The sequence below is a fragment of the Rhizobium sp. UGM030330-04 genome (genome assembly GCF_003208455.1).
GTDB lineage: Bacteria > Pseudomonadota > Alphaproteobacteria > Rhizobiales > Rhizobiaceae > Agrobacterium > Agrobacterium rhizogenes_A.
The window spans coordinates 20315-47182 of the sequence record NZ_QKML01000022.1 but is presented as its reverse complement, the minus strand read 5'-3'; the positions used below and the strand labels follow the sequence as shown (position 1 = coordinate 47182).

29 protein-coding genes are annotated in these 26868 nt (G+C 60.3%); 17 read left to right on the top strand and 12 right to left on the bottom strand.

The features are described 5' to 3' along the window. Nucleotides 1-16: 16 nt before the first annotated feature. Entirely contained in the window at nucleotides 17-1447 is a 1431-nt protein-coding gene (locus N434_RS24170) for a mannose-1-phosphate guanylyltransferase/mannose-6-phosphate isomerase (RefSeq protein WP_110760622.1), read from the top strand. Between the two features lie 69 nt (nucleotides 1448-1516). Here the strand turns inward: N434_RS24170 and N434_RS24165 are convergent, their stop codons facing one another. After that, nucleotides 1517-2218 (bottom strand): CPBP family intramembrane glutamic endopeptidase, encoded by a 702-nt coding sequence (locus tag N434_RS24165; protein ID WP_286172393.1) that lies wholly within the window; start codon nucleotides 2216-2218, stop codon nucleotides 1517-1519. Between the two features lie 271 nt (nucleotides 2219-2489). On the opposite strand from N434_RS24165, the gene N434_RS24160 reads away from it, so the two are divergent. From N434_RS24160 to N434_RS24135, 6 genes are all read left to right on the top strand, one after another. Beyond that, on the top strand, nucleotides 2490-3722 hold the full coding sequence (locus N434_RS24160; protein ID WP_110760621.1) for an ABC transporter substrate-binding protein: 1233 nt from the start codon (nucleotides 2490-2492) through the stop codon (nucleotides 3720-3722). A gap of 143 nt (nucleotides 3723-3865) precedes the next feature. Then, nucleotides 3866-4768 carry a carbohydrate ABC transporter permease gene (locus tag N434_RS24155; protein WP_003525111.1) on the top strand — a complete coding sequence of 301 codons (903 nt, stop codon included), beginning with the start codon at nucleotides 3866-3868 and terminating at the stop codon, nucleotides 4766-4768. Then, complete coding sequence (locus tag N434_RS24150; RefSeq protein WP_065117570.1) at nucleotides 4761-5702, top strand: carbohydrate ABC transporter permease; 942 nt, start codon at nucleotides 4761-4763, stop codon at nucleotides 5700-5702. The genes N434_RS24155 and N434_RS24150 overlap by 8 nt, the downstream gene beginning before the upstream one ends. 5 nt (nucleotides 5703-5707) lie before the next feature. After that, the gene (locus N434_RS24145; protein WP_065117699.1) at nucleotides 5708-6796 is read left to right on the top strand and encodes an ABC transporter ATP-binding protein; all 1089 of its coding nucleotides are present in this window, start codon (nucleotides 5708-5710) and stop codon (nucleotides 6794-6796) included. A 57-nt stretch (nucleotides 6797-6853) separates the two neighbouring features. Then, a complete protein-coding gene (locus tag N434_RS24140) occupies nucleotides 6854-7618 on the top strand; it encodes a sugar phosphate isomerase/epimerase family protein (RefSeq protein ID WP_110760626.1) in 765 nt (254 codons plus the stop codon). Nucleotides 7619-7641: 23 nt separating this feature from the next. Further along, entirely contained in the window at nucleotides 7642-8775 is a 1134-nt protein-coding gene (locus N434_RS24135) for a Gfo/Idh/MocA family protein (RefSeq protein ID WP_110760620.1), read from the top strand. Nucleotides 8776-8876: 101 nt separating this feature from the next. On the opposite strand, the gene N434_RS25875 is transcribed toward N434_RS24135, so the two are convergent. Together N434_RS25875 and N434_RS25870 are read right to left on the bottom strand one after the other, a co-directional pair. After that, entirely contained in the window at nucleotides 8877-9047 is a 171-nt protein-coding gene (locus N434_RS25875; RefSeq protein WP_162854468.1) for a hypothetical protein, read from the bottom strand. After that, nucleotides 9040-9177 carry a hypothetical protein gene (locus N434_RS25870; protein WP_181424063.1) on the bottom strand — a complete coding sequence of 46 codons (138 nt, stop codon included), beginning with the start codon at nucleotides 9175-9177 and terminating at the stop codon, nucleotides 9040-9042. The genes N434_RS25875 and N434_RS25870 overlap by 8 nt, the downstream gene beginning before the upstream one ends. A gap of 224 nt (nucleotides 9178-9401) precedes the next feature. Here N434_RS25870 and queC point away from each other — a divergent pair, with 224 nt between their 5' ends. From queC to queE, 3 genes are read left to right on the top strand one after another with little or no spacing between them, the layout of a single operon-like run. Further along, the gene (gene queC, locus N434_RS24130; protein ID WP_065117573.1) at nucleotides 9402-10112 is read left to right on the top strand and encodes a 7-cyano-7-deazaguanine synthase QueC; all 711 of its coding nucleotides are present in this window, start codon (nucleotides 9402-9404) and stop codon (nucleotides 10110-10112) included. Beyond that, nucleotides 10112-10468: a 6-carboxytetrahydropterin synthase QueD gene (gene queD / locus N434_RS24125; RefSeq protein WP_110760619.1), complete on the top strand. Its 357-nt coding sequence runs from the start codon at nucleotides 10112-10114 to the stop codon at nucleotides 10466-10468. The genes queC and queD overlap by 1 nt, the downstream gene beginning before the upstream one ends. Then, on the top strand, nucleotides 10465-11220 hold the full coding sequence (gene queE, locus N434_RS24120; RefSeq protein ID WP_110760618.1) for a 7-carboxy-7-deazaguanine synthase QueE: 756 nt from the start codon (nucleotides 10465-10467) through the stop codon (nucleotides 11218-11220). The genes queD and queE overlap by 4 nt, the downstream gene beginning before the upstream one ends. Before the next feature lie 213 nt (nucleotides 11221-11433). On the opposite strand, the gene N434_RS24115 is transcribed toward queE, so the two are convergent. The 6 genes from N434_RS24115 to N434_RS24090 all read right to left on the bottom strand — a co-directional run bounded on the left by N434_RS24115 (nucleotide 11434) and on the right by N434_RS24090 (nucleotide 17506). After that, entirely contained in the window at nucleotides 11434-12483 is a 1050-nt protein-coding gene (locus N434_RS24115) for a Gfo/Idh/MocA family protein (protein WP_080819153.1), read from the bottom strand. A gap of 6 nt (nucleotides 12484-12489) precedes the next feature. After that, a complete protein-coding gene (locus N434_RS24110) occupies nucleotides 12490-13275 on the bottom strand; it encodes a ThuA domain-containing protein (RefSeq protein WP_110760625.1) in 786 nt (261 codons plus the stop codon). A gap of 57 nt (nucleotides 13276-13332) precedes the next feature. After that, nucleotides 13333-14361, bottom strand: a complete 1029-nt coding sequence (locus N434_RS24105) for an ABC transporter ATP-binding protein (protein ID WP_110760617.1) — start codon at nucleotides 14359-14361, stop codon at nucleotides 13333-13335. 10 nt (nucleotides 14362-14371) lie between these two features. Further along, a complete protein-coding gene (locus tag N434_RS24100) occupies nucleotides 14372-15205 on the bottom strand; it encodes a carbohydrate ABC transporter permease (RefSeq protein WP_003523786.1) in 834 nt (277 codons plus the stop codon). Further along, a complete protein-coding gene (locus tag N434_RS24095; RefSeq protein WP_110760616.1) occupies nucleotides 15202-16176 on the bottom strand; it encodes a carbohydrate ABC transporter permease in 975 nt (324 codons plus the stop codon). The genes N434_RS24100 and N434_RS24095 overlap by 4 nt, the downstream gene beginning before the upstream one ends. Before the next feature lie 64 nt (nucleotides 16177-16240). Further along, entirely contained in the window at nucleotides 16241-17506 is a 1266-nt protein-coding gene (locus N434_RS24090) for an ABC transporter substrate-binding protein (RefSeq protein ID WP_110760615.1), read from the bottom strand. A 269-nt stretch (nucleotides 17507-17775) separates the two neighbouring features. Here N434_RS24090 and N434_RS24085 point away from each other — a divergent pair, with 269 nt between their 5' ends. The 3 genes from N434_RS24085 to N434_RS24075 all read left to right on the top strand — a co-directional run bounded on the left by N434_RS24085 (nucleotide 17776) and on the right by N434_RS24075 (nucleotide 19560). Beyond that, complete coding sequence (locus tag N434_RS24085) at nucleotides 17776-18789, top strand: substrate-binding domain-containing protein (RefSeq protein WP_065117581.1); 1014 nt, start codon at nucleotides 17776-17778, stop codon at nucleotides 18787-18789. Between the two features lie 174 nt (nucleotides 18790-18963). Then, nucleotides 18964-19161, top strand: coding sequence for a hypothetical protein (locus N434_RS24080; RefSeq protein ID WP_065117582.1), 198 nt, complete (start codon nucleotides 18964-18966; stop codon nucleotides 19159-19161). A 231-nt stretch (nucleotides 19162-19392) separates the two neighbouring features. Beyond that, on the top strand, nucleotides 19393-19560 hold the full coding sequence (locus N434_RS24075; RefSeq protein ID WP_110760624.1) for a hypothetical protein: 168 nt from the start codon (nucleotides 19393-19395) through the stop codon (nucleotides 19558-19560). Here the strand turns inward: N434_RS24075 and N434_RS24070 are convergent. Beyond that, on the bottom strand, nucleotides 19548-20138 hold the full coding sequence (locus N434_RS24070; protein ID WP_110760614.1) for a DNA-3-methyladenine glycosylase: 591 nt from the start codon (nucleotides 20136-20138) through the stop codon (nucleotides 19548-19550). The two genes, N434_RS24075 and N434_RS24070, sit on opposite strands and share 13 nt — an antisense overlap. A gap of 97 nt (nucleotides 20139-20235) precedes the next feature. Between N434_RS24070 and N434_RS25865 the strand changes: the two genes are divergently transcribed. From N434_RS25865 to N434_RS24050, 4 genes are all read left to right on the top strand, one after another. Next, nucleotides 20236-20619, top strand: a complete 384-nt coding sequence (locus N434_RS25865; protein ID WP_065117585.1) for a hypothetical protein — start codon at nucleotides 20236-20238, stop codon at nucleotides 20617-20619. Nucleotides 20620-20622: 3 nt separating this feature from the next. Further along, nucleotides 20623-21402: an SDR family oxidoreductase gene (locus tag N434_RS24060; protein WP_110760613.1), complete on the top strand. Its 780-nt coding sequence runs from the start codon at nucleotides 20623-20625 to the stop codon at nucleotides 21400-21402. A gap of 181 nt (nucleotides 21403-21583) precedes the next feature. After that, the gene (locus N434_RS24055) at nucleotides 21584-22639 is read left to right on the top strand and encodes a L,D-transpeptidase family protein (RefSeq protein ID WP_065117587.1); all 1056 of its coding nucleotides are present in this window, start codon (nucleotides 21584-21586) and stop codon (nucleotides 22637-22639) included. A gap of 19 nt (nucleotides 22640-22658) precedes the next feature. Continuing rightward, entirely contained in the window at nucleotides 22659-23444 is a 786-nt protein-coding gene (locus N434_RS24050) for a L,D-transpeptidase (RefSeq protein WP_065117588.1), read from the top strand. 78 nt (nucleotides 23445-23522) lie between these two features. Here N434_RS24050 and N434_RS24045 read toward each other — a convergent pair whose 3' ends face one another. Further along, nucleotides 23523-25343 carry a methyl-accepting chemotaxis protein gene (locus tag N434_RS24045; protein ID WP_110760612.1) on the bottom strand — a complete coding sequence of 607 codons (1821 nt, stop codon included), beginning with the start codon at nucleotides 25341-25343 and terminating at the stop codon, nucleotides 23523-23525. A 143-nt stretch (nucleotides 25344-25486) separates the two neighbouring features. After that, complete coding sequence (gene aptA / locus N434_RS24040) at nucleotides 25487-26821, bottom strand: omega-aminotransferase AptA (RefSeq protein ID WP_110760623.1); 1335 nt, start codon at nucleotides 26819-26821, stop codon at nucleotides 25487-25489. Between the last annotated feature and the right edge of the window lie 47 nt (nucleotides 26822-26868).

The following is a 26868-nucleotide window of genomic DNA, read 5'->3' as shown; positions in this document are numbered from 1 at the left end:
TTGGAAAGGTTTTGTCGTGAAGGAACACACCCGAAAGATCACGCCGGTTCTTCTTGCTGGCGGTGCCGGTTCGCGTCTCTGGCCTGTCTCGCGTGATCAGCTGCCGAAGCAGTTCCAGCCGCTGGTCGGCAATCTTTCGACCTATCAGCAGACGCTGATGCGGGTGGGCGACAAGGGGCTTTATGCCGAGCCGCTCGTCATCACCAACGAGGATTTCCGTTTTTTCGCCCGCCGTCAGGCGGAAGAGATCGGCCTGCCGGCAACGGTGGTGCTTGAACCCGCCCGCCGCGACAGCGCTGCGGCCATGGCGGCTGCCGCCGTGCTGGCGGAGCGTCGCGAGCCGGGATGTCTGGTGCTGGCGCTTGCCGCCGACCATGTGGTGCTCGATGCCGACAAGTTCTCCGACGCCGTGAAACTCGGGGCCAAGGCTGCCGATCAGGGCAATATTGTCGTCTTCGGCCTGGTGCCGAGCGAGCCGCGCACCTCCTATGGCTATATCAAGCCGGGCGAGGCGATCGACGGCGAGGAGGACCTGAGCACGGTCGACGCCTTCGTGGAAAAGCCTGACATGAAGACGGCGATCTCCTATCTGGAAAAGGGCTATCTCTGGAACTCCGGCAACTTCCTGTTCCGCTCCGATGTGATGATCGCCGAACTCAAGGCCTTCGCGCCGGAGATTCTTTCGGCGGTGACGCAGGCGGTCGAGCAATATGAAAGCGACCTCGGTTTTGTGCGTCTGCATCAGGAAAGCTTCGAGGCCTCGCCGAAAAATTCCATCGACTATGCGGTGATCGAAAAAACCAGACGCATGGCGGTGGTGCATGGCCATTTCCGCTGGTCGGATATCGGCAGCTGGGATGCGATCTGGGAGATCGCCGACAAGCGCGGCAATGACAATGCGCTGGAAGGCGATGGCGTCTTCATCGATTCCGAAGGCTGCCTCATTCACTCCACGCAACTGCTGACGACGGTGGTGGGGGCGAAGGATCTGGTGGTGGTGGCCACCAAGGATGCGGTTCTGGTGGTGCCGAAGAACCGGGTGCAGGATGTGAAGGGTCTGGTGGAGACGCTGAAGGACGGCGAACATGCGCCGCGGACGCAGAGCCACAAGCGTGTTTATCGTCCCTGGGGTTATATCGAACACATGTATGTGGACGAACGTTACCGGGTCGGCCACATCACGGTCGATCCCGGCCATCGGATCTCGTTCCAGAAACATTATCATCGCTCGGAACACTGGATCGTGGTCAAGGGCACGGCGACGGTGACGATGGGCGAGGAAACGCGGCTTCTGACGGAAAACCAGTCGGTCTATATCCCGATCGGTCAGCCGCACCGTCTGGCAAACGAGGGCCAGATCCCGCTCGAACTGGTCGAAATCCAGACCGGGGCCTATATCGGTGAGGATGATGTCATCCGCATCGAGGATGATTACAAGCGGCAATAATATCGCCGGCCGCATTGAAGCCGTATGATCGAAGGCGAGCCGGAGTGCTGTCCGGCTCGCCTTTTCCGTTCACGAAGCCAATGCGTTCACACAATGGGCAAAGGCATGGGAAAACATCGCCGCCTCCAGTCCCTGGCGCCAGAACAGCCATCCGAACAACAGGCCGGGTATGAAATTGGTGAGCAGGATCACGGCGATCAGTGCCGGTTGCGGCTGGGCGGCGATAGCGAACAGAAACGGCAGATGACCGGCGGCGAAGAGGGCGGCTGCCATGATGACGGCGGCCCACAAAATCGGCGGACGGACTTCTCCCTTGCCTGTCAGACGCCAGAGCACCCACGCGAAAAATGACATCAGGCCCCATCGGGTCAGCAATTCCTCGGTAATCCCGCCATAGAGTATCCGGGTTGCCAGCGGCACGGGAAAAGCGCTCATGCCCGCCACCGTCGCCGTATCTGTCACTGATGGCAGGATAATCCGTGCATAGGCGATCATCAGGAGGCCGACAGCAAGCCCGGTGAGCAGCGCGGCCGGCAACTGTCTTTGCAGCACGAGGCGTTGGTTATGTCCCCGCAGTAACGCGTCGATCAGCGGTGTACCAAGCCCGACCTTTGCCGCAAGAGCCTGACCGACCGCAACGGCAGCCACGGTCAGTATCGTCGGTTGCACAAGTATCAGCGCGCGCATCATCTGCGAAAGTTGCTCTCCCGGCACAAGCTGCGCGAAACTTGCCAGCCATAGCGAGGCGACCCCCATCAGGCCGATGATCAAAAGAATGTGCCAGTTTTTCATTTTCGTTTTGCCCATTTATCCGCAGACCCGGTATCGATGCGGGAGACGGCCACAGCCTCAGACTTTAAAGAGCCAGCATTGCCAGTAAGTTACGCGATGAAATGAGGATTTTCCCGCCGCCGGCCCGCACGGTTTCCCGGCCTGTACAAGCCCCGAAATGACCCTGAATAGATTCGTATCTTAGGCGGTTGCCTAATCAAAAATCTTCGCATACGTTCCAACTGCAACGTTTCAGTGAGGGAGGAGACTCATGCGAATGCGTGTTATTTCTGCGGCCTTTTTGGCCAGTGTCATGATTCCGGCGGGCATGGCCGGGGCCACCGATCTTGAGGTGACCCATTGGTGGACATCGGGCGGCGAAGCCGCAGCGGTGGCCGAGCTTGCCAAGGCTTTCGATGCGACCGGCAATAAATGGGTGGATGGCGCGATTGCCGGTTCGGGCGGCACGGCCCGTCCGATCATGATCAGCCGCATCACCGGCGGCGACCCGATGGGCGCCACGCAGTTCAACCATGGCCGGCAGGCGGAAGAGCTGGTGCAGGCCGGCCTGATGCGCGACCTTTCCGACGTTGCCGAAAAGGGCAAGTGGAAAGAGGTCATCAAGCCGGCAAGCCTGCTCGACAGCTGCACGATCGACGGCAAGATTTATTGCGCGCCGGTCAACATCCATTCCTGGCAATGGCTGTGGCTTTCCAACGAAGCCTTCAAGAAGGCGGGCGTCGAGGTTCCGAAGAACTGGACGGAATTCGTCGCGGCCGGACCGGCGCTGAAAAAGGCCGGCATCCAGCCGCTCGCCCTTGGCGGGCAGGCATGGCAGGCAAACGGCCTGTTCGACACGCTGACGCTTTCGATTGGCGGCAAGGACCTCTATCAGAAAGTCTATGGCGACAAGGATGCCGAAGCGGCAGCCGGCCCCGAGATGGCGAAGATTTTCGCGGCGGCCGTCGAGGCCCGCGATATGGCCAAGGGCACCAATGTTCAGGACTGGAACCAGGCCACCAACATGGTGATAACAGGCAAGGCCGGCGGCCAGATCATGGGTGACTGGGCGCAGGGCGAATTCCAGCTGGCCAACCAGAAGGCCGGTACGGATTATTCCTGCCTGCCGGGTCTCGGCCTCAACGACTATATCACCACGGGCGGCGACGCCTTTTATTTCCCGGTGCTGAAGGACGAGGCGAAAACCAAGGCGCAGGACGTGCTGGCAGAAACCATCGTCGATCCGAAAACGCAGGTCGTCTTCAACCTGAAGAAGGGCTCGCTGCCGATCCGTGGCGACGTCGATCTCAATGCCGCCAATGACTGCATGAAGAAGGGTCTGGAAATTCTGGCCAAGGGCAATGCGCTGACCAGCACCGACCAGCTGGTTTCTGCCGATACGCAGAAACAGAAGGAAGACCTGATGGCGGAATTCTTCGCGGGCTCGATGTCGGCGGAAGATGGGCAGAAGCGTTTCGCGAGCATTATCAGCTCGGCTGACTGATTGTGATCTCTCCGGATCGGGGAGTGGTTCGCCGCTCCCCGATCCAACGTCCGGTCTGTGCGATAATTACCGGCACGGACCAGGTTTCATGCGGCGAGGTTTTTTGCTTGGCTGCGAACTGTAACGTTACAGGAGGAGGTAACATGGCAGGACAAGCGCGCTCCGGGCGCCCCAATCAGCTCTTTCGCAATCTTAATTCCAAGATTGCCTCCATTCCCATGATCTTGACCGCCATGGTGATCTTTCTCGGCGGCACGATCTGGACGGTGGTTTATTCCTTCACCAATTCCAAGCTTCTGCCGCGCGCGAGTTTCATCGGTTTCGACCAATATGAGCGTTTGTGGGCCGCGCCGCGCTGGATCGTATCCATCCAGAATCTGGCGATCTACGGCGTGCTGTCGCTGATCTTCAGCCTTGTCATCGGCTTTGTGCTGGCGGCGCTCATGGATCAGAAAATCCGTTTCGAAAACACCTTCCGCACCATTTTCCTCTATCCCTTCGCCCTGTCCTTCATCGTCACCGGCCTTGTCTGGCAATGGCTGCTGAACCCGGAATTCGGCATCCAGTCCGTGGTCCGCTCGATGGGCTGGGAAAGCTTCACCTTCGATCCGCTCTATAATTCCCAGATCGTCATCTACGGCATCCTGATTGCCGCGCTCTGGCAGGGCACGGGGCTCGTCATGTGCCTGATGCTGGCGGGCCTTCGTGGTATCGATGAGGATATCTGGAAGGCGGCGCGCGTCGACGGCATTCCGATGTGGAAGACCTATATTCTCATCATCATTCCCATGATGCGGCCGGTCTTCATCACCACGCTGGTCATCATCGCCAGCGGCATCGTCAAGGTCTACGATCTGGTGGTGGCGCAGACCAGCGGCGGGCCGGGTATCGCCTCGGAAGTGCCGGCGAAATATGTCTATGACTACATGTTCCAGGCGCAAAATCTGGGGCAGGGCTTCGCAGCCTCCACCATGATGCTTCTGACGGTCGCGATCATCATCATTCCATGGGCCTACCTCGAATTCGGAGGCAAGAAGCGTGGCTAATATCAGCACATTGAACACGGTTGTTGCCGCAAATGATGCGGTTTCCAAGGAGCTTTCCGGCCCGCGCGGCAAGAAGCCGAAGAAGGCTTTTTCCCGCCGCAACATCATTCTCTACGGCACGCTGTTCGTGGCTGCCGCCTATTATCTGCTGCCGCTCTACGTGATGGTGGTCACCTCTCTGAAGGGTATGCCGGAAATCCGGCTCGGCAACATTTTCGCGCCACCGGTGGAAATCACCTTCGAGCCCTGGGTGAAGGCCTGGGCCAATGCCTGTACCGGCTTGAACTGCGACGGGCTTTCGCGTGGCTTCTGGAATTCGGTGCGTATCCTCGTGCCATCGGTGGTGATCTCGATCATCGTCGCTTCCGTCAGCGGCTACGCCATGGCCAACTGGAAATTCAAGGGATCGGAACTGTTCTTCTCGATCCTCATCATCGGTGCGTTCATTCCCTATCAGGTGATGATCTATCCGATCGTCATCGTGCTGCGTGAAATGGGTGTCTACGGCACGCTGACCGGCCTCGTCATGGTTCACACCATCTTCGGCATGCCGATCCTGACGCTGTTGTTTCGCAATTACTTCGCCTCGCTGCCGGAGGAATTGTTCAAGGCGGCGCGTATCGATGGCGCGAATTTCTGGCAGATCTATTTCCGCATCATGCTGCCCATGTCGCTGCCGATCTTCGTCGTGGCGATGATCCTGCAGGTGACCGGCATCTGGAACGACTTCCTGTTCGGCGTGGTGTTCACGCGGCCGGAATATTACCCGATGACGGTGCAGCTCAATAACATCGTCAACTCCGTGCAGGGCGTGAAGGAATACAACGTCAACATGGCCGCAACCCTTCTGACGGGTGCCGTGCCGCTGATCGTTTATTTCGTCTCCGGCAGGCTATTCGTGCGCGGCATTGCCGCAGGCGCAGTAAAAGGTTGAGCTATATGAACAAAAGCGTTTCCATCCGCGATCTTTCCCTGTCCTTCGGTGCCGTTACCGTGCTGAAAGACCTCAATCTCGATATTTACGACGGTGAGTTCCTCGTGCTGCTCGGCTCTTCCGGCTGCGGCAAGTCGACCCTTCTCAATTGCATCGCCGGGCTTCTGGAGCCGACCGACGGGCAAATCTTCATCAAGGACCGCAACGTTACCTGGGAGGAGCCGAAGGATCGCGGCATCGGCATGGTGTTCCAGTCCTATGCGCTTTATCCGCAGATGACGGTGGAGAAGAACCTGTCCTTCGGCCTTCAGGTCGCCAAGGTGCCGAAAGAGGAAATCGACCGCCGCGTCAAAAGGGCGGCCGGCATCCTCCAGATCGAGCCGCTGCTGAAACGCAAACCGGCCGAGCTTTCCGGCGGCCAGCGCCAGCGTGTCGCCATTGGCCGGGCGCTGGTGCGGGATGTGGATGTGTTCCTGTTTGACGAACCGCTTTCCAACCTCGACGCCAAGCTGCGCTCGGAGCTGCGCGTGGAAATCAAGCGGCTACACCAGTCGCTGAAGAACACCATGATCTATGTGACGCACGATCAGATCGAGGCGCTGACGCTGGCGGATCGCATCGCCATCATGAAAAGCGGCGTCATCCAGCAGCTGGCTGACCCCGTCACCATCTATAACAAGCCGCGGAACCTCTTCGTTGCCGGTTTCATCGGTTCGCCGTCGATGAATTTCCTGCGTGGCGAGTTGATCGAGAAGGACGGTAAGGTGGTCTTCACCACCAATGGCGTGACTTTCGCGCTTGAGGGCTATCATGCGGAAACGCCGCTTGCCGCCGGCCGTGCCGTGGTACTCGGCGTGCGCCCCGAACATGTCCGTGTCGATGCCGATATCCTCAGTGGCGAAGTGCATGAGGCCGTTGTCGATATCGAGGAGCCGATGGGCGCCGACAATCTGATCTGGCTGAAACATGCCGGGCATACCATGTCCGTGCGTGTCGGTGGCCACAGGCGGTTTTCGCCGGGCACGAAGGTGCGCCTCGGCCTCGACATGGCCATGGCGTCGCTGTTCGACGCGCAAAGCGAGGAACGGCTTTAGGCGCCCTACTTTTCCCCCACACACAATCCCAAGACCAACATCTCTATGGAGGAGACAATGACAGAACTCGGTTTTCAGCTTTACAGCGCCCGCAATTTCCAGCCGTTTTCCAATATTCTGAAGAAGCTTTCGGCGGCGGGTTACAAACAGGTCGAAGGTTATGGCGCCATGTATGCCTCGCTGGATGATGCCGGTTTGAAGGGCCTGCGCGCCGAACTTGATGCCAACGGCCTTTCCATGCCGACGGGTCATTTCGGCCTCGATCTTCTTGAGGGCGATCCGAAAAAGGCGCTCAATATTGCCAAGGTTCTGGGCGTGGAGGCGATCTATTGCCCTTACCTGATGCCCGACCAGCGCCCGGCGGATGCCGCAGGCTGGTTCGCTTTCGGCAAGCGCCTGCAGGAAGCCGGCAAGCCTTTCGTGGATGCCGGGCTGATTTTCGGCTGGCATAACCACGATTTCGAGTTCAAGGCGCTTGCCGATGGCTCCACCCCGCAGGAGCAGATTCTGGCCGGCGGACCGGACCTGAAGTGGGAAGCGGATATCGCCTGGATTATCAGAGGCAATGCCGATCCGCTCGCCTGGATCGAGAGTTACGGCAAGCGCATCACCGCCGTGCACGTGAAGGACATCGCACCGTCGGGCGAGAATGCGGATGAAGACGGCTGGGCCGATGTCGGCCATGGCACGGTGGACTGGAAGGGCCTCGTCGCGGCGCTGAAGGCGAAATCCGCGACGAAACATTTCGTGGTCGAACACGACAATCCAAAAGACATCGACCGGCTGATCACCCGCTCGATCGCCTCGTTCAAAACCTACTAAGTCTCACATTTCGGAGTTTCATCATGGCCAGGGATCTTGGCGTCGGCATCATCGGATGCGGCAATATCTCGTCTGCATATTTTTCGCTGGCACCGCTCTTCAAGGGTATCAAGGTGCTCGCCTGCGCCGACCTCAACCGCAATGCGGCGGAGCTGAGGGCAGAAGAATTCGGTGTTGTCGCGCAGTCCATCGAGGAACTGCTCGCCAACAAGGACATCGACGTGGTGGTGAACCTCACCATTCCAGCCGCGCATTTTCCGGTGTCGAAAGCAGCCCTCGAGGCGGGCAAGCATGTCTATTCGGAAAAGCCGCTGGTGCTGTCACTGGAGGAGGGCGAGGAGCTGCGGCGCATCGCCCGGGAGAAGAACCTCTCCGTCGGCTGCGCGCCGGACACGTTCCTCGGCGGTGCGCATCAGCTTGCCCGACAATACATCGACGACGGCAAGGTCGGGCGCATCACGTCAGGCACGTGCCATGTGATGAGCCCCGGCATGGAGATGTGGCACCCCAATCCGGGCTTCTTCTTCCTGAAGGGCGGCGGGCCGATCCTCGATCTCGGCCCCTATTACGTTGCCAATCTCATCAACCTCATAGGCCCGGTCAAACGTGTCGGCGCGCTGACCACGATGGCGAACCCCACGCGCACAGTGACCAGCCAGCCACTCAACGGTGAGATCATTCCGGTCGAAACACCGACCAATATCCATGCGCTGCTGGAATTCGTGAACGGCGCGACGATCACGCTTTCGGCCAGCTGGGATGTCTGGTCGCATCGCCACGCCAATATGGAGCTTTATGGCACGGAAGGCTCGATCTACGTGCCGGACCCGAACTTCTTCGGCGGCGTGGTCGAAGCCAGCGGCCGCGACAAGAACATCCAGCCGCTGGAAAACTGGGCGCATCCCTTCGGCATTGCCAACCAGGAAAGCCCGAACGGGCCGCGCGCCAATTACCGCACGGCAGGCCTTGCCGATATGGCGATTGCAATCCTTGAAGGCCGCGATGCTCGTTGCTCGCTTGATCGCTCGCTGCACGGTATAGACGTGATGACCTCGATCCTGAAATCAGGGGAAGAGGGCCGCTTCATCGAGATGACGACCACCTGCACCCAGCCGGCGGCACTCGGCATCGAGGAGGCGCGGGCGCTGCTGCGCTAAGCCCCCGTTTACAAAAAAGAAGGCCCGGCGTACTGCCAGTCCGCCGGGCCTTCCCCGCTCAGCCGGTTGCGGCGAGCGTCGCGTGTTCGCGCTTGAACTCCTTAAAAGCCGATGAAAAGCCCCAGCCACCGTGCAACGGTTCTAATCATCCAGATCAGGAACACGAACGGGGCTATGCCAACCGCTGCGACGAGTGCCGCCGAGGCGACAACCAGCGCAGCGGTGAGATTGCGCCTGAACCGATGGCGTTTTGTGTCGAGGGCCTTATCCATGGCGAATGGCGGCAACCAGCCCGCGAATGGTGAGCATGACGTGAAGCATGCCCGCCATCGCCATCAGCAGGCCGGTGCCGAGAGAGCTGAGATTGCTCAGCGAAAACAGAAATGTATCAGCCGCCACCATTGGCAGGACCCTTCAAGAACAGCAAATTCGGCATTGTTCTAGATCGCGCCGGTTTCCCGCTTATGTCCCGTTTGTTTCATCTTGTTGCTGTGACGGGGCATTTTTGTGATGGCGCGGATTGGCCTCATATCCGCAAGGCCCTTCACAAGCCTGTCGGTTTGGTTTAAAGCCGCTCCCCGTAATCCGGTCGCAGCCCACCCGGTCAAAACAAGGGATCCCAAATTATGAAAACCATCGTCATCTGCTCCGGCGGATTGGACTCCGTTTCGCTTGCGCATAAAATCGCGGCGGAACACGAACTTCTCGCTCTCGTCTCCTTCGATTATGGCCAGCGCCACAGGAAGGAGCTGGAATACGCGGCCGATTGCGCAAGGCGTCTCGGCGTGCCGCATCATGTCATCGATATCAGAACCATCGGCGCGCATCTCACCGGCTCGGCGCTCACCGACGACGTGGAGGTGCCTGATGGCCACTACGCGGAAGAGACCATGCGCTCCACCGTGGTGCCGAACCGCAACGCCATCATGCTCACCATCGCTTTCGGGCTGGCCGCCGCGCAGCAGGCGGATGCGGTGGCGATTGCCGTGCATGGCGGCGACCATTTCATCTACCCCGATTGCCGGCCGGGCTTCATCGACAGCTTCAATGCCATGCAGGCGCATGCGCTTGAGGGGTATGCCGACGTCAAGCTCTTTGCGCCCTATGTCACCGTTTCCAAGGCGGCGATTGTGACCGATGGTGCGAAATACGGCACGCCGTTTGGCGAAACATGGTCCTGTTACAAGGGCGGCTTGCGCCACTGCGGCCGTTGCGGCACCTGCGTCGAACGGCGCGAGGCCTTTCATCTGGCCGGCGTTACCGACCCGACCGACTATGAGGACCCGGATTTCTGGGTAGCGGCCACCCATGCCTTTGCGGCACAGGAGGTGCGCTGATGTTCCGCATCACCAAGGAGTTTCACTTCTCCGCCTCGCATCAGTTGAAAAGCCTGCCCTCAGATCACCAGTGTAACCGCCTGCACGGGCACAATTACATTGTCGAGGTGGAATTATCAGGCGAAGCACTGAACGAGCATGGCTTCGTGCGCGATTATCACGAGCTTGCGCCACTGAAGCGCTATATCGACGATCATTTCGACCACCGCCACCTGAACGACGTTCTCGGCCATGACCGGGTGACGGCGGAATATCTGGCGAAGCATTTTTACGACTGGTGCAAGGATCGCCTGCCGGAAACCAGCGCCGTGCGGGTGAGCGAAACCGCCAAGACCTGGGCGGAATACCGGCCATGACGGTGGCTGCACACAAGATTGCAGCCAAGGAAACCACAATCCGCATCAGCGAAATCTTCGGCCCGACCATTCAGGGTGAGGGTTTGCTGATCGGTCTGCCAACGGTTTTCGTGCGTACCGGCGGCTGTGATTATCGCTGCTCCTGGTGCGATACGTTGCATGCGGTCGACAGTGATTACCGCGACACGTGGAAACCGCTGTCGGTCGAGGCGATCTGGCAGGAGGTACGGCGGCTTTCCGGTGGTGTGCCGCTGACGGTGTCACTTTCAGGCGGCAATCCGGCTATCCAGCCGCTCGCGGCTCTGATCGCCAGGGGACAGGACGAGGGGTATCGCTTCGCGCTGGAAACGCAGGGCAGCATCGCGAAAGACTGGTTTGCTGGTCTCGATCATCTGGTTTTAAGCCCCAAGCCGCCATCAAGCGGCATGGAAACGGACTGGCGGGCTTTCGAGGACTGTCTTGCCGCGGCCGGCGAGGGGCCGCAGGTGGCGCTGAAGATCGTGGTGTTCGACGATGCGGATTATGCCTATGCCAAGGCAGCGTCCGCGCGTTTCCCGCATCTGCCGGTTTATCTTCAGCCCGGCAACCATACCCCGCCGCCGCCCGATGATGACGATGCGCGCGTGGATATCGATGGGGTGATGGACCGGATGTTATGGCTGGTGGACAAGGTCAGCGAAGACCGCTGGTTTTCCGCCCGCGTGCTGCCGCAGCTGCATGTCCTGTTGTGGGGGAACAAGCGCGGGGTTTGAGGGAGTTATAAGGTCCCTCCGTCATGCCGGTCCCCGGAACAAGTCCGAGGATGATCCGGCATCCAGTCACGGCGCGTCTGCTCCGGGAAAAGAGTATTTTGCGATCAAAGGCTTGATCGCGCTGGACCCCGGATCAAGTCCGGGGTGACGGAGAGCGAGGAGCGCCCTTTGCGGCAATCCATGCGGCGGCTTGCGCCGCCGCACTTTCGAAAATCAAGCCGAAACAGCCACCTCGCGCCGTTCCCGATCCGCGATGATCGATAGATCGAGCACCTTCTGCAGATTGGCGGCATGGCGGAAGTCTGGATCGGCGGGGCCGCCTTCCATGACGGCCTTGGCGAATTTTTCATAATTCGTCGGCACGGGGTCGACATCGATCGTCTTCCAGATTGCCTTTTCCACATCCTCGCCGATGCAGGCACGCAGGCTGGAATAGTCGGGCGTGTGGATGACTTCCAGCGCACCCTTGTCGCCATGGATGCGTAGACGCAGTTCGTTCAAGTGCCCCGTCGCCCAGCGGCTGGCATGGATGACGCCCATGGCGCCGTTTTCCAGTTCGGCGGTCATGGTGAAGCTGTCATTGGCGTCGAGGTCGTAGACGCCTATTTTATTGCCTTCATATTTGTCGAATGTCTTCAGCCGCGTGAAGATGCGTTCCACATCGCTGCCCGCGCCATAGGAGGCGAAGTCGAGAATGTGGATGCCGACATCGCCCAGCACGCCGTTGGAGCCATGCTTGGTGGAAAGCCGCCACAGCCACTTGCTCTCCGTCATCCAGTCGCCCCAGGCCTTGGAAACGAGCCAGCTCTGGAGATAGGAGGCTTCCAGATGCCGCACCTTGCCGATCTTGCCTGCCAGCACCATCTCACGTGCCGCCTGCAAGGGGGCGACGTTGCGATAGGTTAGGTTGACCATGGCGACGAGGCCGGCTTTTTCGGCGGCGTCGGCCATTTCGGCGGCCTTGGCGTAGTTTTCCGCCAGCGGCTTTTCGCAGAAGACATGCTTGCCGGCCGCCAGCAGTTTCAGGCTGGTGGGATGGTGGATGGCATCCGGCGTGACATTCGCTGCCGCGTCGAATTCACCCCAGGCAATGGCGTCATCCAGCGAGGTGAAGGAGAGCGGGATGTTGTGGCGGAGCGCAAAGCCGCGCACCACCACATCGTCCACATCCACCGCCGCGACCAGTTCGACGCCGGGGATTTGCGAGAAATAGGTGGCATGGTTGTTGGCCATGCCGCCGGTTCCGAGAATGAGAAGTCTCATGGCTTTTTACCTGTAACCTGCTTCGCCTGCCTTGTGCAGCTTGGGGCCGCGTTCTTCGATCGGCTCCAGCGCCTTGTCGACGGGAACATTGGGGGCATCGTGAATGCTCTTCAGTGTGCCAACCGGATTATAGGCCCATTTCACCGAGTTGCTGATGACCTTCTGGACATTGGCATCGTGATAGGTGGGGTAGGTCTCGTGGCCGGGGCGGAAATAGAAGATATTGCCGGCGCCGCGACGCCAGGTGAGGCCGGAACGGAAGACTTCGCCGCCCTGGAACCAGGAAATGAACACGGTTTCCAGCGGCTCCGGCACGGAGAACTGCTCGCCGTACATTTCCTCGTTTTCCAGCTCGAAATGCTCAGGCAGGCCGGCGGCAATCGGGTGGCGCGGATTGATCGTCCACAGACGCTCGCGTTCGCCCGCCTCACGCCATTTCAGCGCGCAGGGCGTGCCCATCAGCCGCTTGAACGGCTTGGAGAAGTGGCCGGAATGCAAGACGATGAGGCCCATGCCTTCCCAGACGCGTTTGGCAACACGCTCGACGATTTCGTCCTGCACCGCGCCATGGTCCTTGTGACCCCACCAGACCAGCACGTCGGTCTTGTCGAGGCGCTCCTGTGACAGGCCATGTTCCGGTTCCTGAAGGGTGGCGGTGGTGGCGTTGATCTCGGGGTTCTGGTTCAGCGCGTCGGCGATGGTGTTGTGCATGCCGTTTGGATAGATCGAACGCACCGTCTCATTGATGTGTTCGTGGATATTTTCGCCCCATACAACGGTGTTGATGGTCATTTTCATGCTCCTCGGTGAAAGCCGGGACCTTGGGTGATCCCGGCGAAAGTGAAAAATTCAGGCGGCGCCCCGGGCGGGGTTACGGGCAAGCGCCCGGCCTTCGGCGTCAAAACGATGGATCTGCGTCGCATCCGCCACGAGGGCGATACGCTCGCCCGCTTTGCGGTCGGTCACGCCCTCTTCGCGAACGACGACGGGTTCACCGGCGCCGATCTCGACATAGATGTAGCTGTCCGACCCGAGCATTTCCGAATGCACGATCTCACCGCTCCAGCCGCTGCCGTCGGCGGTGATGGTGATGTGCTCCGGGCGGATGCCGATGGTTTTTGCGCCTTCCGTCTCGGCATATTTGCCTGACAGGAAGTTCATCTTCGGCGAGCCGATGAAGCCGGCGACGAAGGTGTTGACAGGGCTTTCGTAAAGCTCCAGCGGTGTGCCGATCTGCTCGACCCGGCCGTCGCGCAGCACGCAGATGCGGTCGGCGAGCGTCATTGCCTCCACCTGGTCGTGGGTGACGTAGATCATCGTCGTATCATGCATCGAGCGGTGCAGCTTGGCGATTTCGAGACGCGTGGCAACGCGCAATGCCGCATCGAGATTGGAAAGCGGTTCGTCGAACAGGAATACCTTCGGATCGCGCACGATGGCGCGGCCGATGGCGACACGCTGGCGCTGGCCGCCGGAAAGCTGCTTTGGCAGGCGCTCTAGATAGGGCGTGAGCTGCAGCATTTCGGCTGCCGCTTCGACGCGCTTCCTACGCTGTTCCTTGTCCGCGCCTGAGAGCTTCATGCCGAAAGCCATGTTTTCGAACACAGTCATATGCGGATAAAGCGCATAGGACTGGAAGACCATGGCGACGCCGCGCTTGGCGGGCGGCAGGCGGTTCACCGTCTCGCTATCGAAGGAAAGCGTACCACTGGTAATTTCCTCCAGCCCGCAGATGAGGCGCAAAAGCGTGGACTTGCCGCAGCCGGAGGGGCCGACGAAGACCATGAACTCGCCGGAGCGGATGTCCATGTCGATGCCCTTGATGACATCGAAGGCACCGAAGGATTTGCGAAGATCGCGCAGTTGAATGGTGGTCATTTGTTTTCTCCTAGCCTTTGACGCCGCCGGCGGTGAGGCCGGAGATGATGCGTCGCTGGAAGATCAGAACGAGGACGACGAGCGGGGCGGTGACGATGACGGAGGCCGCCATGATCGTTCCCCAGGGTATTTCGAACTGCGAGCCGCCCGACAGGAGCGCGATGGCGACAGGCACCGTGCGCTGCTCGTTCGATGAGGTGAAGGTGAGCGCGAAGAGGAACTCGTTCCACGCCGCGATGAAGGCGAGAAGCCCTGTGGTGACGAGCGCCGGCCACATCAGCGGCATGAACACCTGGGTGATGATGACCCATGGCGTCGCGCCATCGACGATCGCCGCTTCCTCGATCTCGATCGGCAGGTCGCGCATGAAGGTTGTCAGCACCCAGACCGTGAAGGGCAGGGTGAAGATCATGTAGGAAAAGATCAGCGCCAGCGGCGTGTTGAAGATGCCCGCCCAGCGGATCAGTTCGAACAGGCCGGCGAGCACGGCGATCTGCGGGAACATCGAAACCGACAGGATGGTGAGCAGCAGCAGCGCGCGGCCACGGAAGCGGACGCGGGCGAGAGCATAGGACGCCGTTACCGCAAGGAACAGCGAGAGTATGACGACGGAAGATGCGACAAACAGCGAATTGCCAAGATTGCGCAGGAACGTGCCGTTGCCGATGACGAAGCTGTAATTGGTCAGCGAGAAGTCACGCGGCCAATAATTGACCTGGAACAGCGCCGAGCCGGATTTCAGGCTCGTCAGGATCGCGTAATAAAACGGGAATACCGAAATCACCATGATGATGGCGACCAGCGCGTAGAAGGCGGTGGTTTTCAGGATGCTTGGCAGGGTCATCGCGCGGCTCCATCGGTGTTGACGCGCCCGAGCCACATGTAGATGACCGTGATCGAGGCGATGATGAGGAACAGCATGGTGGAGGCGGCGGCGCCATAGGAGAACTTGTCGAAATCGAACAGGTTCTCACGCGCCAGCACCGACATGGTGCGGGTCTGGGCATTATTCGGCGTCAGGATGTAGATGAGGTCGAATACGCGCATCGCATCCAGCATGCGAAAGATGACGGCGACCATGAGCGCGGGTCGGATCATCGGCAGGGTGACGCGGAAGAACACCTTGACCGGATGAATGCCATCCACCTTGGCCGCCTCATACATGTCCTTCGGCACCATCTGCAGGCCGGCAAGGATGAGCAGCGCCATGAAGGGCGTCGTCTTCCAGATGTCGACGATCAGCACGGCCACCATCGCGGTTTCAGGATTGGCGGTCCAGGCGATCTTGTTGGAGATCAGCCCGAGATTGAGGAACAGGTCGTTCAATATGCCGAACTGGTCGTTCAGCATCCACGCCCACATCTGCGCCGAGACGATGGTGGGAATGGCCCAGGGCACGAGAATGGCGGCGCGCACGAGGCCGCGTCCCCTAAATTCGGCATTCAGCACCAGCGCGACGATGAGGCCGAGTACCGTTTCGAGGCTGACGGAGACGGCGGTGAATTTCAGCGTGTTGAGAACCGCGCCCCACCATGCGGGATCGGCAAGCAGGCCGCGATAGATTGTGCGGCCGCTGCTGAGCGTGATCCAGGTGAGGTAGTTCTTGAGGCCGACGAACTGCGCACCCTCGAGATTGGTGAGCGACGCATCGGTGAGGCTGAACCAGACGGTGCGCACCAGCGGCCAGCCGGCCACCAGCGCCAGTACCAGAAATGTGGGGGCAAGAAACAGCCAGGCGGATTTCAGACGTTCCGACTGCAGATCGGAGCCGGTGCCGGCTGCCGCGACCGGTCTTTGAAGGGCGATGTCGTTCATGGGGATATCTCGCGGTTGGGGCGCGGGAAACGATCAGGCGAGACCATCTCCCGCGCGGGCCGGATTACCAGCCGTTGCCTTTGAGATCGGTCAGTTCAACCTCGAGAAGTTCGAGATTTTCCGCCGCCGTGCCGTTGCCGGAGAGCGTGTTGTGCACGGCACCCCAGAACTTGGCCGAAACCTCGTTATATTTCACCTTGGCCGAGGCGGAAGGACGCGGAACGGCGGTCTGGAAGATCGGCTTCCATGTCGGCATGAAGGGCTGTGCTTCGGCGACATCCTTGTCGTCGTAGAGCGAAGCGATCGTCGGCATGTTGGAGAGCTGGATCGCGCGCAGCTTCTGGGTGTCCTTCGATGCCAGGAATTTCACCAGCTGAATGGCTGCTTCCTGATCGTCGGAATATTTCGAAACGGCGAGGTTCCAGCCGCCGAGTGTCGAGGCAGGGGCTTCGCCTTCCGCGCCCGCCGGCAGCGGGGTGACGCCGAACTTGCCCTTGATGGCGCTGTCATCGCCGTTTCCAAGCGCATAGGCATAGGGCCAGTTGCGCATGAATACGGAATTGCCGGTCTGCCAGACGCCGCGCGCTTCCTCTTCCTTGTAGGCCAGCACGCCCTGCGGCGCGATGGTGCCGACCCAACCCTTGGCGGTTTCAATGGCTGCTGCCGCCTTTTCATTGTTGACGGAGATATCGCCATTGCTTTCGACGATATGGCCACCGCCTGCCGATGCGATCCATTCCAGCGCGTTGCAGGTCAGGCCTTCATAGGCGCTGCCCTGGAAAACGAAGCCCCAGAGATCCTTCTGTCCGCCCGCGCGTTCCTTGTCCTGAATTTCCTTGGCGGTCTCGCTCAGTTCCTTCCAGGTTTTCGGCGGCTGCTTGCCGTATTTTTCCAGAAGGTCCTTGCGGTAGAACAGCGCCGGCGCGTCGGTGAACATCGGCATGGCGACGAGCTTGCCGTCAACCGTCTGCGACGCGACGATGGAGGGGAAGTGATCGCCGATGACATCCTTGGTCGCTGCGGTCAGATCCACGAATTGGTCGGCCAGCTGCGGCGCCCAGATCACATCCGTCTGGTAGACGTCGACATCCTTGTTGCCGGCGGCAAGCCACAGCCGGTACTGGCTGAACTGCTCGCTGGATGATGACGGCATGGTGACGAGATTGACCTTGTGACCGGTTTCTTTCTCGAAGGCCGCGATCCGTTCGCGGAAGAACGCGACGTTCTTGCCGGTCGAATTGGCGGCGATGGAAAGCTCGGCCGCCTGAGCCGAAACGGCGGCGGAAAACACGGTTCCGCACAGGAACAAAGTCTTCATGGAAATATTCATTGTCAAACTCCTCCGTTGACGCTTCCGATTGTCCTCAAAATTGAAAGCGCTTTTGACTGACGCGAGGCTCTCAAAAGCCGAGCAATCTGTCAATACTCTTTCTAATTCCCCGTAAATCGGCCGTTTTCGCCTGCAATTTTTCGGCGTTTGCCTTTGAGAATAATCAACTGTAAGGTTTCAGATGGAGGAAAATTGAAATCGTTTTCAATTTTTGTCGGCTTGAAAAATCCGCGGCGGCGACGCATGCAGGGGCAAATTGGCAAAAAATTATGAAGCTCAAGGAATTCGCAGAGAAAGTCGGGCTCTCGCCCACCACCGTCAGCCGGGCGCTGGGCGGCTACCCCGAGGTGCGCGAGGAAACGCGCCGGCGGGTGATGGAGGCTGCGCTGAAATACGGCTACCGGCCGAATGCAAACGCTGTCAGGCTGGCGACGGGCAGGGCGGGCGCCATCGGCGTCGTCATGGGCCGTTCGGGCGGCGGGCACTTCTTTTCGGAATTCATGGGCGGCATGGCGACCCGGCTGGAGCGCGAAGAGACAGATATTCTCGTCAGCGTCACCGTCGACAACAATGTCGATGAGGAACTGGCGATTTTCAGCCGGCTGGCGGCGAGCGGCCGGGTGGATGGCATCATCGTGCATTCGCCGCGCCCGGAGGACGAGCGTATCGCGCTGCTCAATCGGCTGGGGGTGCCTTTCATTGTGCATGGCCGTTCAAAGACGCCTTTCGAACATGCCTGGCTCGATATCGACAATCATGATGTGACCTATCGCCCGACGATCCATTTTCTGGAGCGCGGCCATCGGCAGATCGCCCTTATCAATGGTCCTGTCGGTCGAACCTTCGTGCAGGATCGTGAACAGGGTTTTCGCGAGGCGCTGGCGACCCACGGCATCACGCCGGATCCACGCTTCATGATGAGTGAGCACTTCAGCGAGGAAGCGGCTTTCCGCTTCGCCCGCTCTCTGCTGGAGCAGACGCCGCGCCCGACGGCCTTTGTCGCGGGTGCGATGATGACGGCGCAGGGTGTCTATCGCGCCGCAACGCAGATGGGGCTGGTGATCGGCAGGGACGTCTCCGTCATCGCCCATGACGACGTGTTTCCCTATCTCACGCCGGAGAGCATGATGCCGCCGCTCTCCACCACCCGTTCGCCCATGCGCATGGCGGGCATGCGGGTAACGGACCTGCTTTTGCAGATCATCGGCGGCCGACCGATGCGCGAGGTCCAGGAATTGTGGCCGGTGGAGCTGATCTTGCGGGAATCGGTCGGTCCCGCCTGAGCTTGTCGACATAGCGCACTGATTCCACTCCTTTTTGTGAACATCAGTTGATAACGTTCGCCTTTCGTCATCTATACGTCGGCACCATCTCATGTATAATCAAAACAGTCTTGTTCGTTATGGAACGGGACTTGGGCCGACGCGTTGAGGGGACGTGTCGAAGGAGGACGACGGATGTTCGAATTTTTAAAACCGCAACCGCAGACCGTGATTGACGACGTTGAGGCGACAGGTACCTATGCCGATGCACTGCTGAACGTCCCGAGCCCGGAACTGACCCGTTCGACAGCCCGTGAGCACGGCCACGAGGCCCATTCCCGCGATTATTGCGAAAACCGTGACATTTCCCGCAGCGCGCTCGGTTTTGCCTGAGCCCGTGCAAAACCTTCCCTGAAAGACGGAACGGACCGGCCGGTCCCGCGTTTTCCCTGTACGACCCGCAGGGCGGCGCAACCGGACCGAAGGGACCTGACCGGCATTTGACCGATGGGCGAATTGGGTGTTGCGCCGCCTGAATGGCGACGGCGCAAATGCGTTGTCCCGATGGATGAAAGTGCCGCCGCTACCGGCATGGGATCGGCGCACTCATATCAGGAGGCCGCAATGCCGACCGTTCCCGTCGAACCCTATACGGAACCGCCGATGCCGGTGCCGCCGCAACCGGATATTCCGCCGGTGGAAGAGCCGGAGCCGGACCGCTTGCCCGACGAAATTCCCACACCCAACCCCGACGAAAACGACCAGCCGCCGAAGGTCCTTCAGGGGTTCTGAACCGGTTGCCGTTCGAATTTCCTGCTGACAAAAGCCGAACCTTCCAGCCCGAAGCGCCATGGATAATCGATCGCGCGGCTGATGCCGATGCGTCTGCCGCTGGTAACCGTGGCCGCCTCTTCCGGCAGCCGCAGGAAAAACGGCGGAGCATTCAGCGGGGCGCCGTCCATATCCCCCGTAATCGCCATCGCCTGGCAAAGTCTTCCCGGGCCGGAACACAGGAGTTTCGGCTTGTCAGTTCCCCTTCGCAGTTTCATCATGTCAATGCCGGTCAGCGGCTCGATGGCGCGCAGAAGCACGGCCGAACCCGGCGCGCAGACGAAATTGGCGCACCAGTGAATGCCGTAGGACCGGTAGACATAGAGATGGCCGGCCGGACCGAACATCGCCCTGTTGCGCGGGGTCAGCCCGTTGAAACTATGGGAGGCCGGGTCGTCCGGATGATAGGCTTCGGTTTCCACGATGATGCCGCCTGCGTTGCCGATGCGGAACTCCGCGCCGATGAGGGCGCGTGCCACGTCGACCGCGTCGCGCAGGAAGAAATTCTCGTGCATTTCCGGGCCAAAGGCCTGATCCATCGGGAACCCCTTCGCTCTGCCATCGTTGTGAATTCAGGTTCCAGTCTTATTTCCGGCATCGGATTTGTCCCGATGCCTTTAAACCGGAGGGCATGTCATGCAACTTTCCACGACCTATGTAAAACGCAATAACGGCGTCATCTCCGTCGAATTCGTCGGTAGCGATGGCGACCAGGTCTCCGTTCGTCTGGCCGACGGACTGGAGGGGATCGATGATGCGGAGGCCATCCGGCGTGCCAGTGCGGTGATGGTGCAGCTGACCGCTTTCGGCACCCGCCATGGTGCCGATGCGCCGTCGCAGTTTTCCGCTCTGGGAACCGCGCAGGCCGACGATGTGCCGCATGGTCAGGCAAGCGCCCGCACCGCGAAGGATCGCGATATTCTGGAGGAGGAACTGGACGAGGGGCTGGAAGACAGTTTTCCGGCCAGCGATCCGGTTTCGGCAACCGTCACCTCGATTGCATCCAGAAAAGGGGCGTGATCATTGGCTTGTGCTAAAGTTGCTCTCGTTACCGGTGCGGGCTCCGGCATCGGTCGCGCCGCTGCCCTCCGTCTGGCTGCGAATGGATTTTCGGTCGGGCTGCTGGGCCGTACCGAATCCGAACTTGTGGCGGTGAGGGATGAGATTGTTTCCGCGTTGGGCGCCGCAAAGGTGCTTGTTGCGGATGTGGCGGACGAGGCGGCCATGGATGATGCCGTCAAAACACTGGTACAGGCTTTCGGCCGTCTCGATGTCGTGGTGGCCAATGCCGGCGTCAACGGTGTCTGGGCGCCTATCGACGAGTTGAAACCCTCCGAATGGGACGACACCATCCGCATTAATCTGCGTGGCACCTATCTCACGGTCCATACCAGCGTACCGCATCTGAAGGCGGCCGGCGGCGGCTCCATCGTCATCGTCTCCTCAATCAACGGCACCCGCACATTCACGTCGCCGGGCGCGACGGCCTATTCGGTGACGAAGGCCGGTCAGCTTGCCATGGCCCGGCAATTGTGCCTGGAACTTGGACGTCACCGCATCCGTGTCAACGCGGTGTGTCCGGGCGAGATCACGACGGCGATCGATGAAAATACCGACATACGCGGACGCGAAAAGACCGAGGTGCCGGTGCTGTTTCCGTCGGGGGACATTCCCGTGACGGGCGGTGTGGCGGGGTCGGGCAATGATGTCGCCGAGCTGATCGGTTTTCTGGCATCGGACGCATCGCGCCATATCACCGGTACGCCGATATGGATCGATGGCGGGCAGGGGCTGCTTCGATAGAGGGACCCTGTCACCCTTCAAATGTCCGCTGGCCCCTCACGGCCTTGTGTCCGTATGATTAACGAAAGGGTAACGTCTGTTCACGAGACTTTGTCCATGTGCGAGGTTGCCGTGTTGTGGCCACCTTCGATAGTTAAGCGTCTGCCGGAAAGGCGGGCAAATCAGGCGGGCAGAACGATCCATGGGCATGAAGGCATTGCTGGATTTCGCGGTTGCGGGGTGGCGGCAAAGGGTAAAGGCAGGGGCAAGAGTGGCTGCGGTCGTCGCGATCGGCGGTGGTCTTGCCGCGTGCACCTCCATGGGTCTCGACAGCGTCAAGAAGGATCCGCCGAAGCTGTCATCCAGGATGATGGCGCAGATGTCGGCCAAGAGCATGCGTCCGGAAAGCCCGGTCCTCGTGCGTATCTTCAAGCAGGAAAGCGAGCTTGAAGTCTGGAAGGTCGACAAGACCGGAAACTATGCCCTCCTCAAGTCCTATCCGATGTGTCGCTGGTCCGGAAAACTCGGACCCAAGATGAAAACGGGTGACCGGCAGGCGCCGGAAGGTTTTTATCATGTCTCGGCGGGCATGCTGAACCCGAACTCGCAATATTACGTTTCCTTCAATCTCGGTTATCCCAACCGGCTGGAATCGGCGCTCGGTTATACCGGAGAGGCGCTGATGGTGCATGGCGCCTGCTCGTCCTCCGGCTGCTACGCCATGACCGACCAGCAGGTCGGCGAGATCTACGCCATCGTTGCGCGTGCGCTGCAGGGCGGGCAGGACCGTTTCCAGGTGCAGGCCTATCCCTTCCGCATGAGCGCCCGCAACATGGTGGCGCATCGGGATGACCCCAACATGCCTTTCTGGAAGACACTGAAGGAAGGTTACGATTATTTCGAGGTGACGCGCCGGCAGCCGAAGGTCTCCGTCTGCGGCCGCCGATATGTCTTCAACAGTGAATTTGCCGGCGGAGAGCCTGCCGACCCGCTGGCCGCCTGTCCGCCGGCCGTCAACCAGCCAGACCCGCTGGTGGCATCGAAACTGGTCGAAGAGCAACAAAAGCTCGCTGCGGCGATGAACGAGGGAACTTCCGCCCCGCTCAGCGCGTATGTAGACGGCGGCATGCATCCGAGCTTCCGGGCCATTCTGAAATCCAGCGGTGCCAAGGCCATGGCATCGCAGGTTTCCGGCACGAAGTACCCTATCAGCCGCCCCGAGGCGGCGCTGGCAGACCCCTTTGCCAGCGTGAGATGACGTAAATGAGGTTTTTCAATTGAACGAGACGACAACGACCCGGCGGGGTTTCCTGCTTGGAGCAGGCGGACTGGCGCTTGCCGGCCTTGCAGGCTGCAACACCACGGCGCGTGAGGCTGCCCGGCCCGCAGCGCCTGCCGAAGACCCGATGTATGCCCTGATGTACGGTCCCAAGCCGGACGAGCAATTTCCGCTGCCGGAAATTCCCTACAAGCGGATTCCGCGCCAGTTCCTGCGGCAGATGGTGGCAAACCCGACGGGTGAGCGCCCCGGCGTCATTGTCGTCGATACCGCAAACCATTTCCTTTACCTGACCTATGAAAACGGGCAGGCCATGCGTTATGGCGTCGGTCTTGGCCGTGCCGGTTTCGAATGGGCCGGTCGCGGCGTGATCCAGTACAAGCGCCAATGGCCGCGCTGGACGCCGCCCGATGAAATGATCGCCCGCCAGCCGGAGTTAGAGCCTTACAGCAGCCGCAATGGCGGCATGGAGCCGGGGCTCAAGAACCCGCTCGGCGCACGTGCGCTCTATATCTTCAAGGATGGCAAGGACACGATCTATCGCCTGCACGGCTCTCCCGAATGGTGGACCATCGGCAAATCGGTCTCGTCCGGCTGCGTGCGCCTGCTGAACCAGGACATTGTCGACCTCTACAACCGTGTGCCGGATGGCACGCCGATCGTGGTGACGGCGCTCGGCCCGGCGCAGCAGGGCGTGCCGATCGGGCAGGAAGGCGTTCCCGTGGCGCAGTATGGCAATGGTGTGATCGGGGATGGCCTGTCGCAACCGGCGCAGGCCTATTGACAGGCAGAAATTTCCAGCCGCCGGAGATGGTGGCTGGAAACGATGGACAAGCGCCAGGGTAATCGTGGTGCTGTCGCCTCAGGCCACTTGACGGATAACGTCGCGGTCCCCCGCATTTTCCATATCCAGCCGGAAGCGTGATACCAGCGCACGCAGTCTCGCCGTTTCCGCGGCAAGCGTTGCCGAAGCGGCGGTGGATTGTTCCACCATCGCCGCATTCTGCTGGGTGGCGTGATCCATGGAGTTTACGGCTGCGTTGATCTCGGCAAGACCGGTGGATTGCTCGGCTGCCGATGTGGCGATCGCGTTCATGTGGCGGTCGATACCGGCGATGCGCTCGCCGATATCCTTCAGCGCCGTGCCTGTATCGAGAACCAGCTTCACGCCGCTTTCCACTTCCGTGGATGATTGGCGAATATGATCGCGGATTTCGCTTGCGGCCCTTGCGGCGCGCTGGGCGAGATCGCGTACCTCCTGCGCGACCACGGCAAAGCCCTTGCCGGCCTCGCCGGCCCGGGCGGCTTCCACCCCGGCATTCAGCGCGAGAAGATTGGTCTGGAAGGCAATTTCATCGATGACGCCGATGATGCCGGTGATCTGGTGTGAGGAGGTCTCGATGCGGCGCATCGCCTCTTCGGCATGGCTCACCACCTCGACCGATTTCAGGGCGCTGTGGTTGGCATCGGTGGCGGCAAGCCGCGCTTCGGCAGCGCGCTTGTTGGCATTGGCGACATTGACGGTGATCTCATCGAGCGCAGCCGCCGTCTGCTCAAGGGATGCTGCCTGATTTTCCGTCCGACGGGAAAGATCACCGGCGCCGGCGGCGATCTCGCGGCTGCTGCCGTCGATTGTTCCGATGCCGTCGGAAATCGCAAACAGGGTTTCCGCGAGCTGCCGCACCGAGCTGTTGAAATCATGACGCAGGGTTTCGAATTGCGGGGCAAATGCCTCATCGAGCTGGAAGGCCAGGTCGCCGGATGCCAGCCGCTTCAGGCCGGCAGCGAGGCCGGATGTGGCGATGCGCAGTCGCTCGGAAGCATCCTCCTCCGCCTGCCGCCGTGCCGCTTCCTGATCGGCTTCCGCCTGCCGGCGGGCCGCCGCGGCCTGTTCTTCGAGCGCCCGGTTGGCAATGGCCGCCTGCCGGAATATCTCGACCGCGCCGGACATGGAGCCGATCTCGTCCCTGCGGTCAACGCCGGCGGGCGACTGCGACGTATCGCCAGCGGCCAGGATTTCCATGTTCTTCGACAATTCCAGAATGGGACGGATGACCGATCTGCGGGTGAGCAGGAAAAGTCCGGCGCAGAAAAGCGCTGCGAGAGCCAGCAGCCCTTTCAGGACGAGGTTGATGGTCGCCTTGGTCTTTTCGCTTTCGGCCGAGGCGGCGTTGGACAGGGCCTCGATCTGGTCCCCGGCCGTTTCCATCGCTTTTTCAAGCGCTGAAAATTGCCGCATGAATTCGGGCATCAGCTTGAGAGCCTCTTCCTGTCGGGAGCCGGCAAGTCCGACAACCGCATTGGCGGCTTCGATATAGGCAAGAAGCGGTGTTTCGACGCCGTCGATGACGGTTTTGACGTTTGTACCCGCCGACAGGGACCTGTTTGCCTCGATCATTTCCCGGAAAGTGGTTTCATGGTCGGCCAGGTCGGCCTTTACCGCGTTCAGGTCCAGGCCCATACGCCTATCGGAAGAGAGGATGGCGGCAAGAACGTCGGACCGCAGCGCGTCGTGCATCATGTCCGCCTGCATGTGATTGCGCAGCACATCCGCCGAAAGTGCCACATATTCACTGTTGCGGTTGAGCGTCTCCGTGGCCCACATGCCAACGCCCGTGGCACTGCCGGTGATGGAAAAGATTGCAATGCTTGCCAGTATTATCTTTTTCTGAATCGACGCCATGGGATGTTCCCGCGCTGTTGGTTATACTGCGGGAAAATAATAGAATATGCTTAATAAATGATCTATTTTCTATTTGCTCTTGATAAAAGTAGAAAAGGCTGCGGTTTGTATTGCAGCCTTTTCTTTATTAGGATTTCGTACTCTTAACTTGCTCTTTTCAACGCATCGCCGAGGATCGAAACAATGTCGTCGAAATGGGATTTTTCGGCGATCAGCGGCGGTGAAAGGGCGATGATGTCGCCGGTCACGCGGATGAGCAGGCCGCGCTCGAAGCAATCCACGAAGATATCATAGGCGCGCGCGCCGATGGCGCCATCGCGTGATTGCAGCTCGATACCGGCGATGAAGCCTATGGTGCGGATGTCGATGACGTTCGGCAGGCCTTTCAGCGAATGAATGGCGTCGTGCCATACATCCTGCAATTCGGATGCGCGGGTAAAGAGGCCTTCATCGCGGTAGATGTCGAGCGTGGCGATGCCGGCGGCGCAGGCGACGGGATGGCCGGAATAGGTGTAGCCATGGAACAGTTCGATCTGGCTTTCCGGGCCATGCATCAGCGCATCGTGCACCTTGCGGCTGGTAAAGACCGCGCCCATGGGAATCGCACCATTGGTCAGCCCCTTGGCGGTGGTGATGATGTCAGGCGTAACGCCGAAATAGTTGCTGGCGAAGGATGTGCCCATGCGGCCGAAGCCGGTAATGACCTCATCGAAAATCAGCAGGATGCCGTGTCGGTCGCAGATCGCACGCAGGCGTTCCAGATAACCCTTCGGCGGCACAAGAACGCCGGTGGAGCCCGCTACCGGCTCGACGATACAGGCGGCGATGGTTTCCGCACCATGCAGGGCGACCAGCCGTTCCAGATCGTCGGCAAGCTCGGCGCCGTGTTCGGGTTGGCCCTTCACGAAGCTGTTCTTTGCAGGATCATGGGTGTGGCGCAGATGATCGGCGGGAATCTGCGGGAAAACACGGCGGTTGTTGACGAGGCCGCCGACCGAGATGCCGCCGAAACCGACGCCGTGATATCCGCGTTCGCGGCCGATCAGACGGCTGCGGGTGCCCTGGCCGATGGCGCGCTGATAGGCGATGGCGATCTTGAGCGCCGTATCGACCGATTCAGAACCGGAGCCGGTGTAGAACACACGGTCGAGCTTGCCGCCTTCCGGCCCGGGTGCGATTTCCGCCAGCCGCTCGGCAAATTCGAAGGCGACGGGGTGGCCCATCTGGAAAGAGGGCGCGTAGTCCATGGTTGAAAGCTGGTGCTTGACGGCGGATGCGATCTGCTGGCGGCCGTGGCCGGCATTGACGCACCAGAGGCCAGCCGTGCCGTCGAGAACCTGGCGGCCGTCATTGCTGGTGTAATACATGCCTTCCGCACTCGCCAGCAGACGGGGATTGGCCTTGAACTGCCGGTTGGCGGTAAACGGCATCCAGTAACTGTCGAGGGAGGTGGAATTGGATCGGCTGGGGTTGTCCATCATGGTTCTCCTGTTCGCTGCCGATGATTGAAGGCTATTTTCGCGGC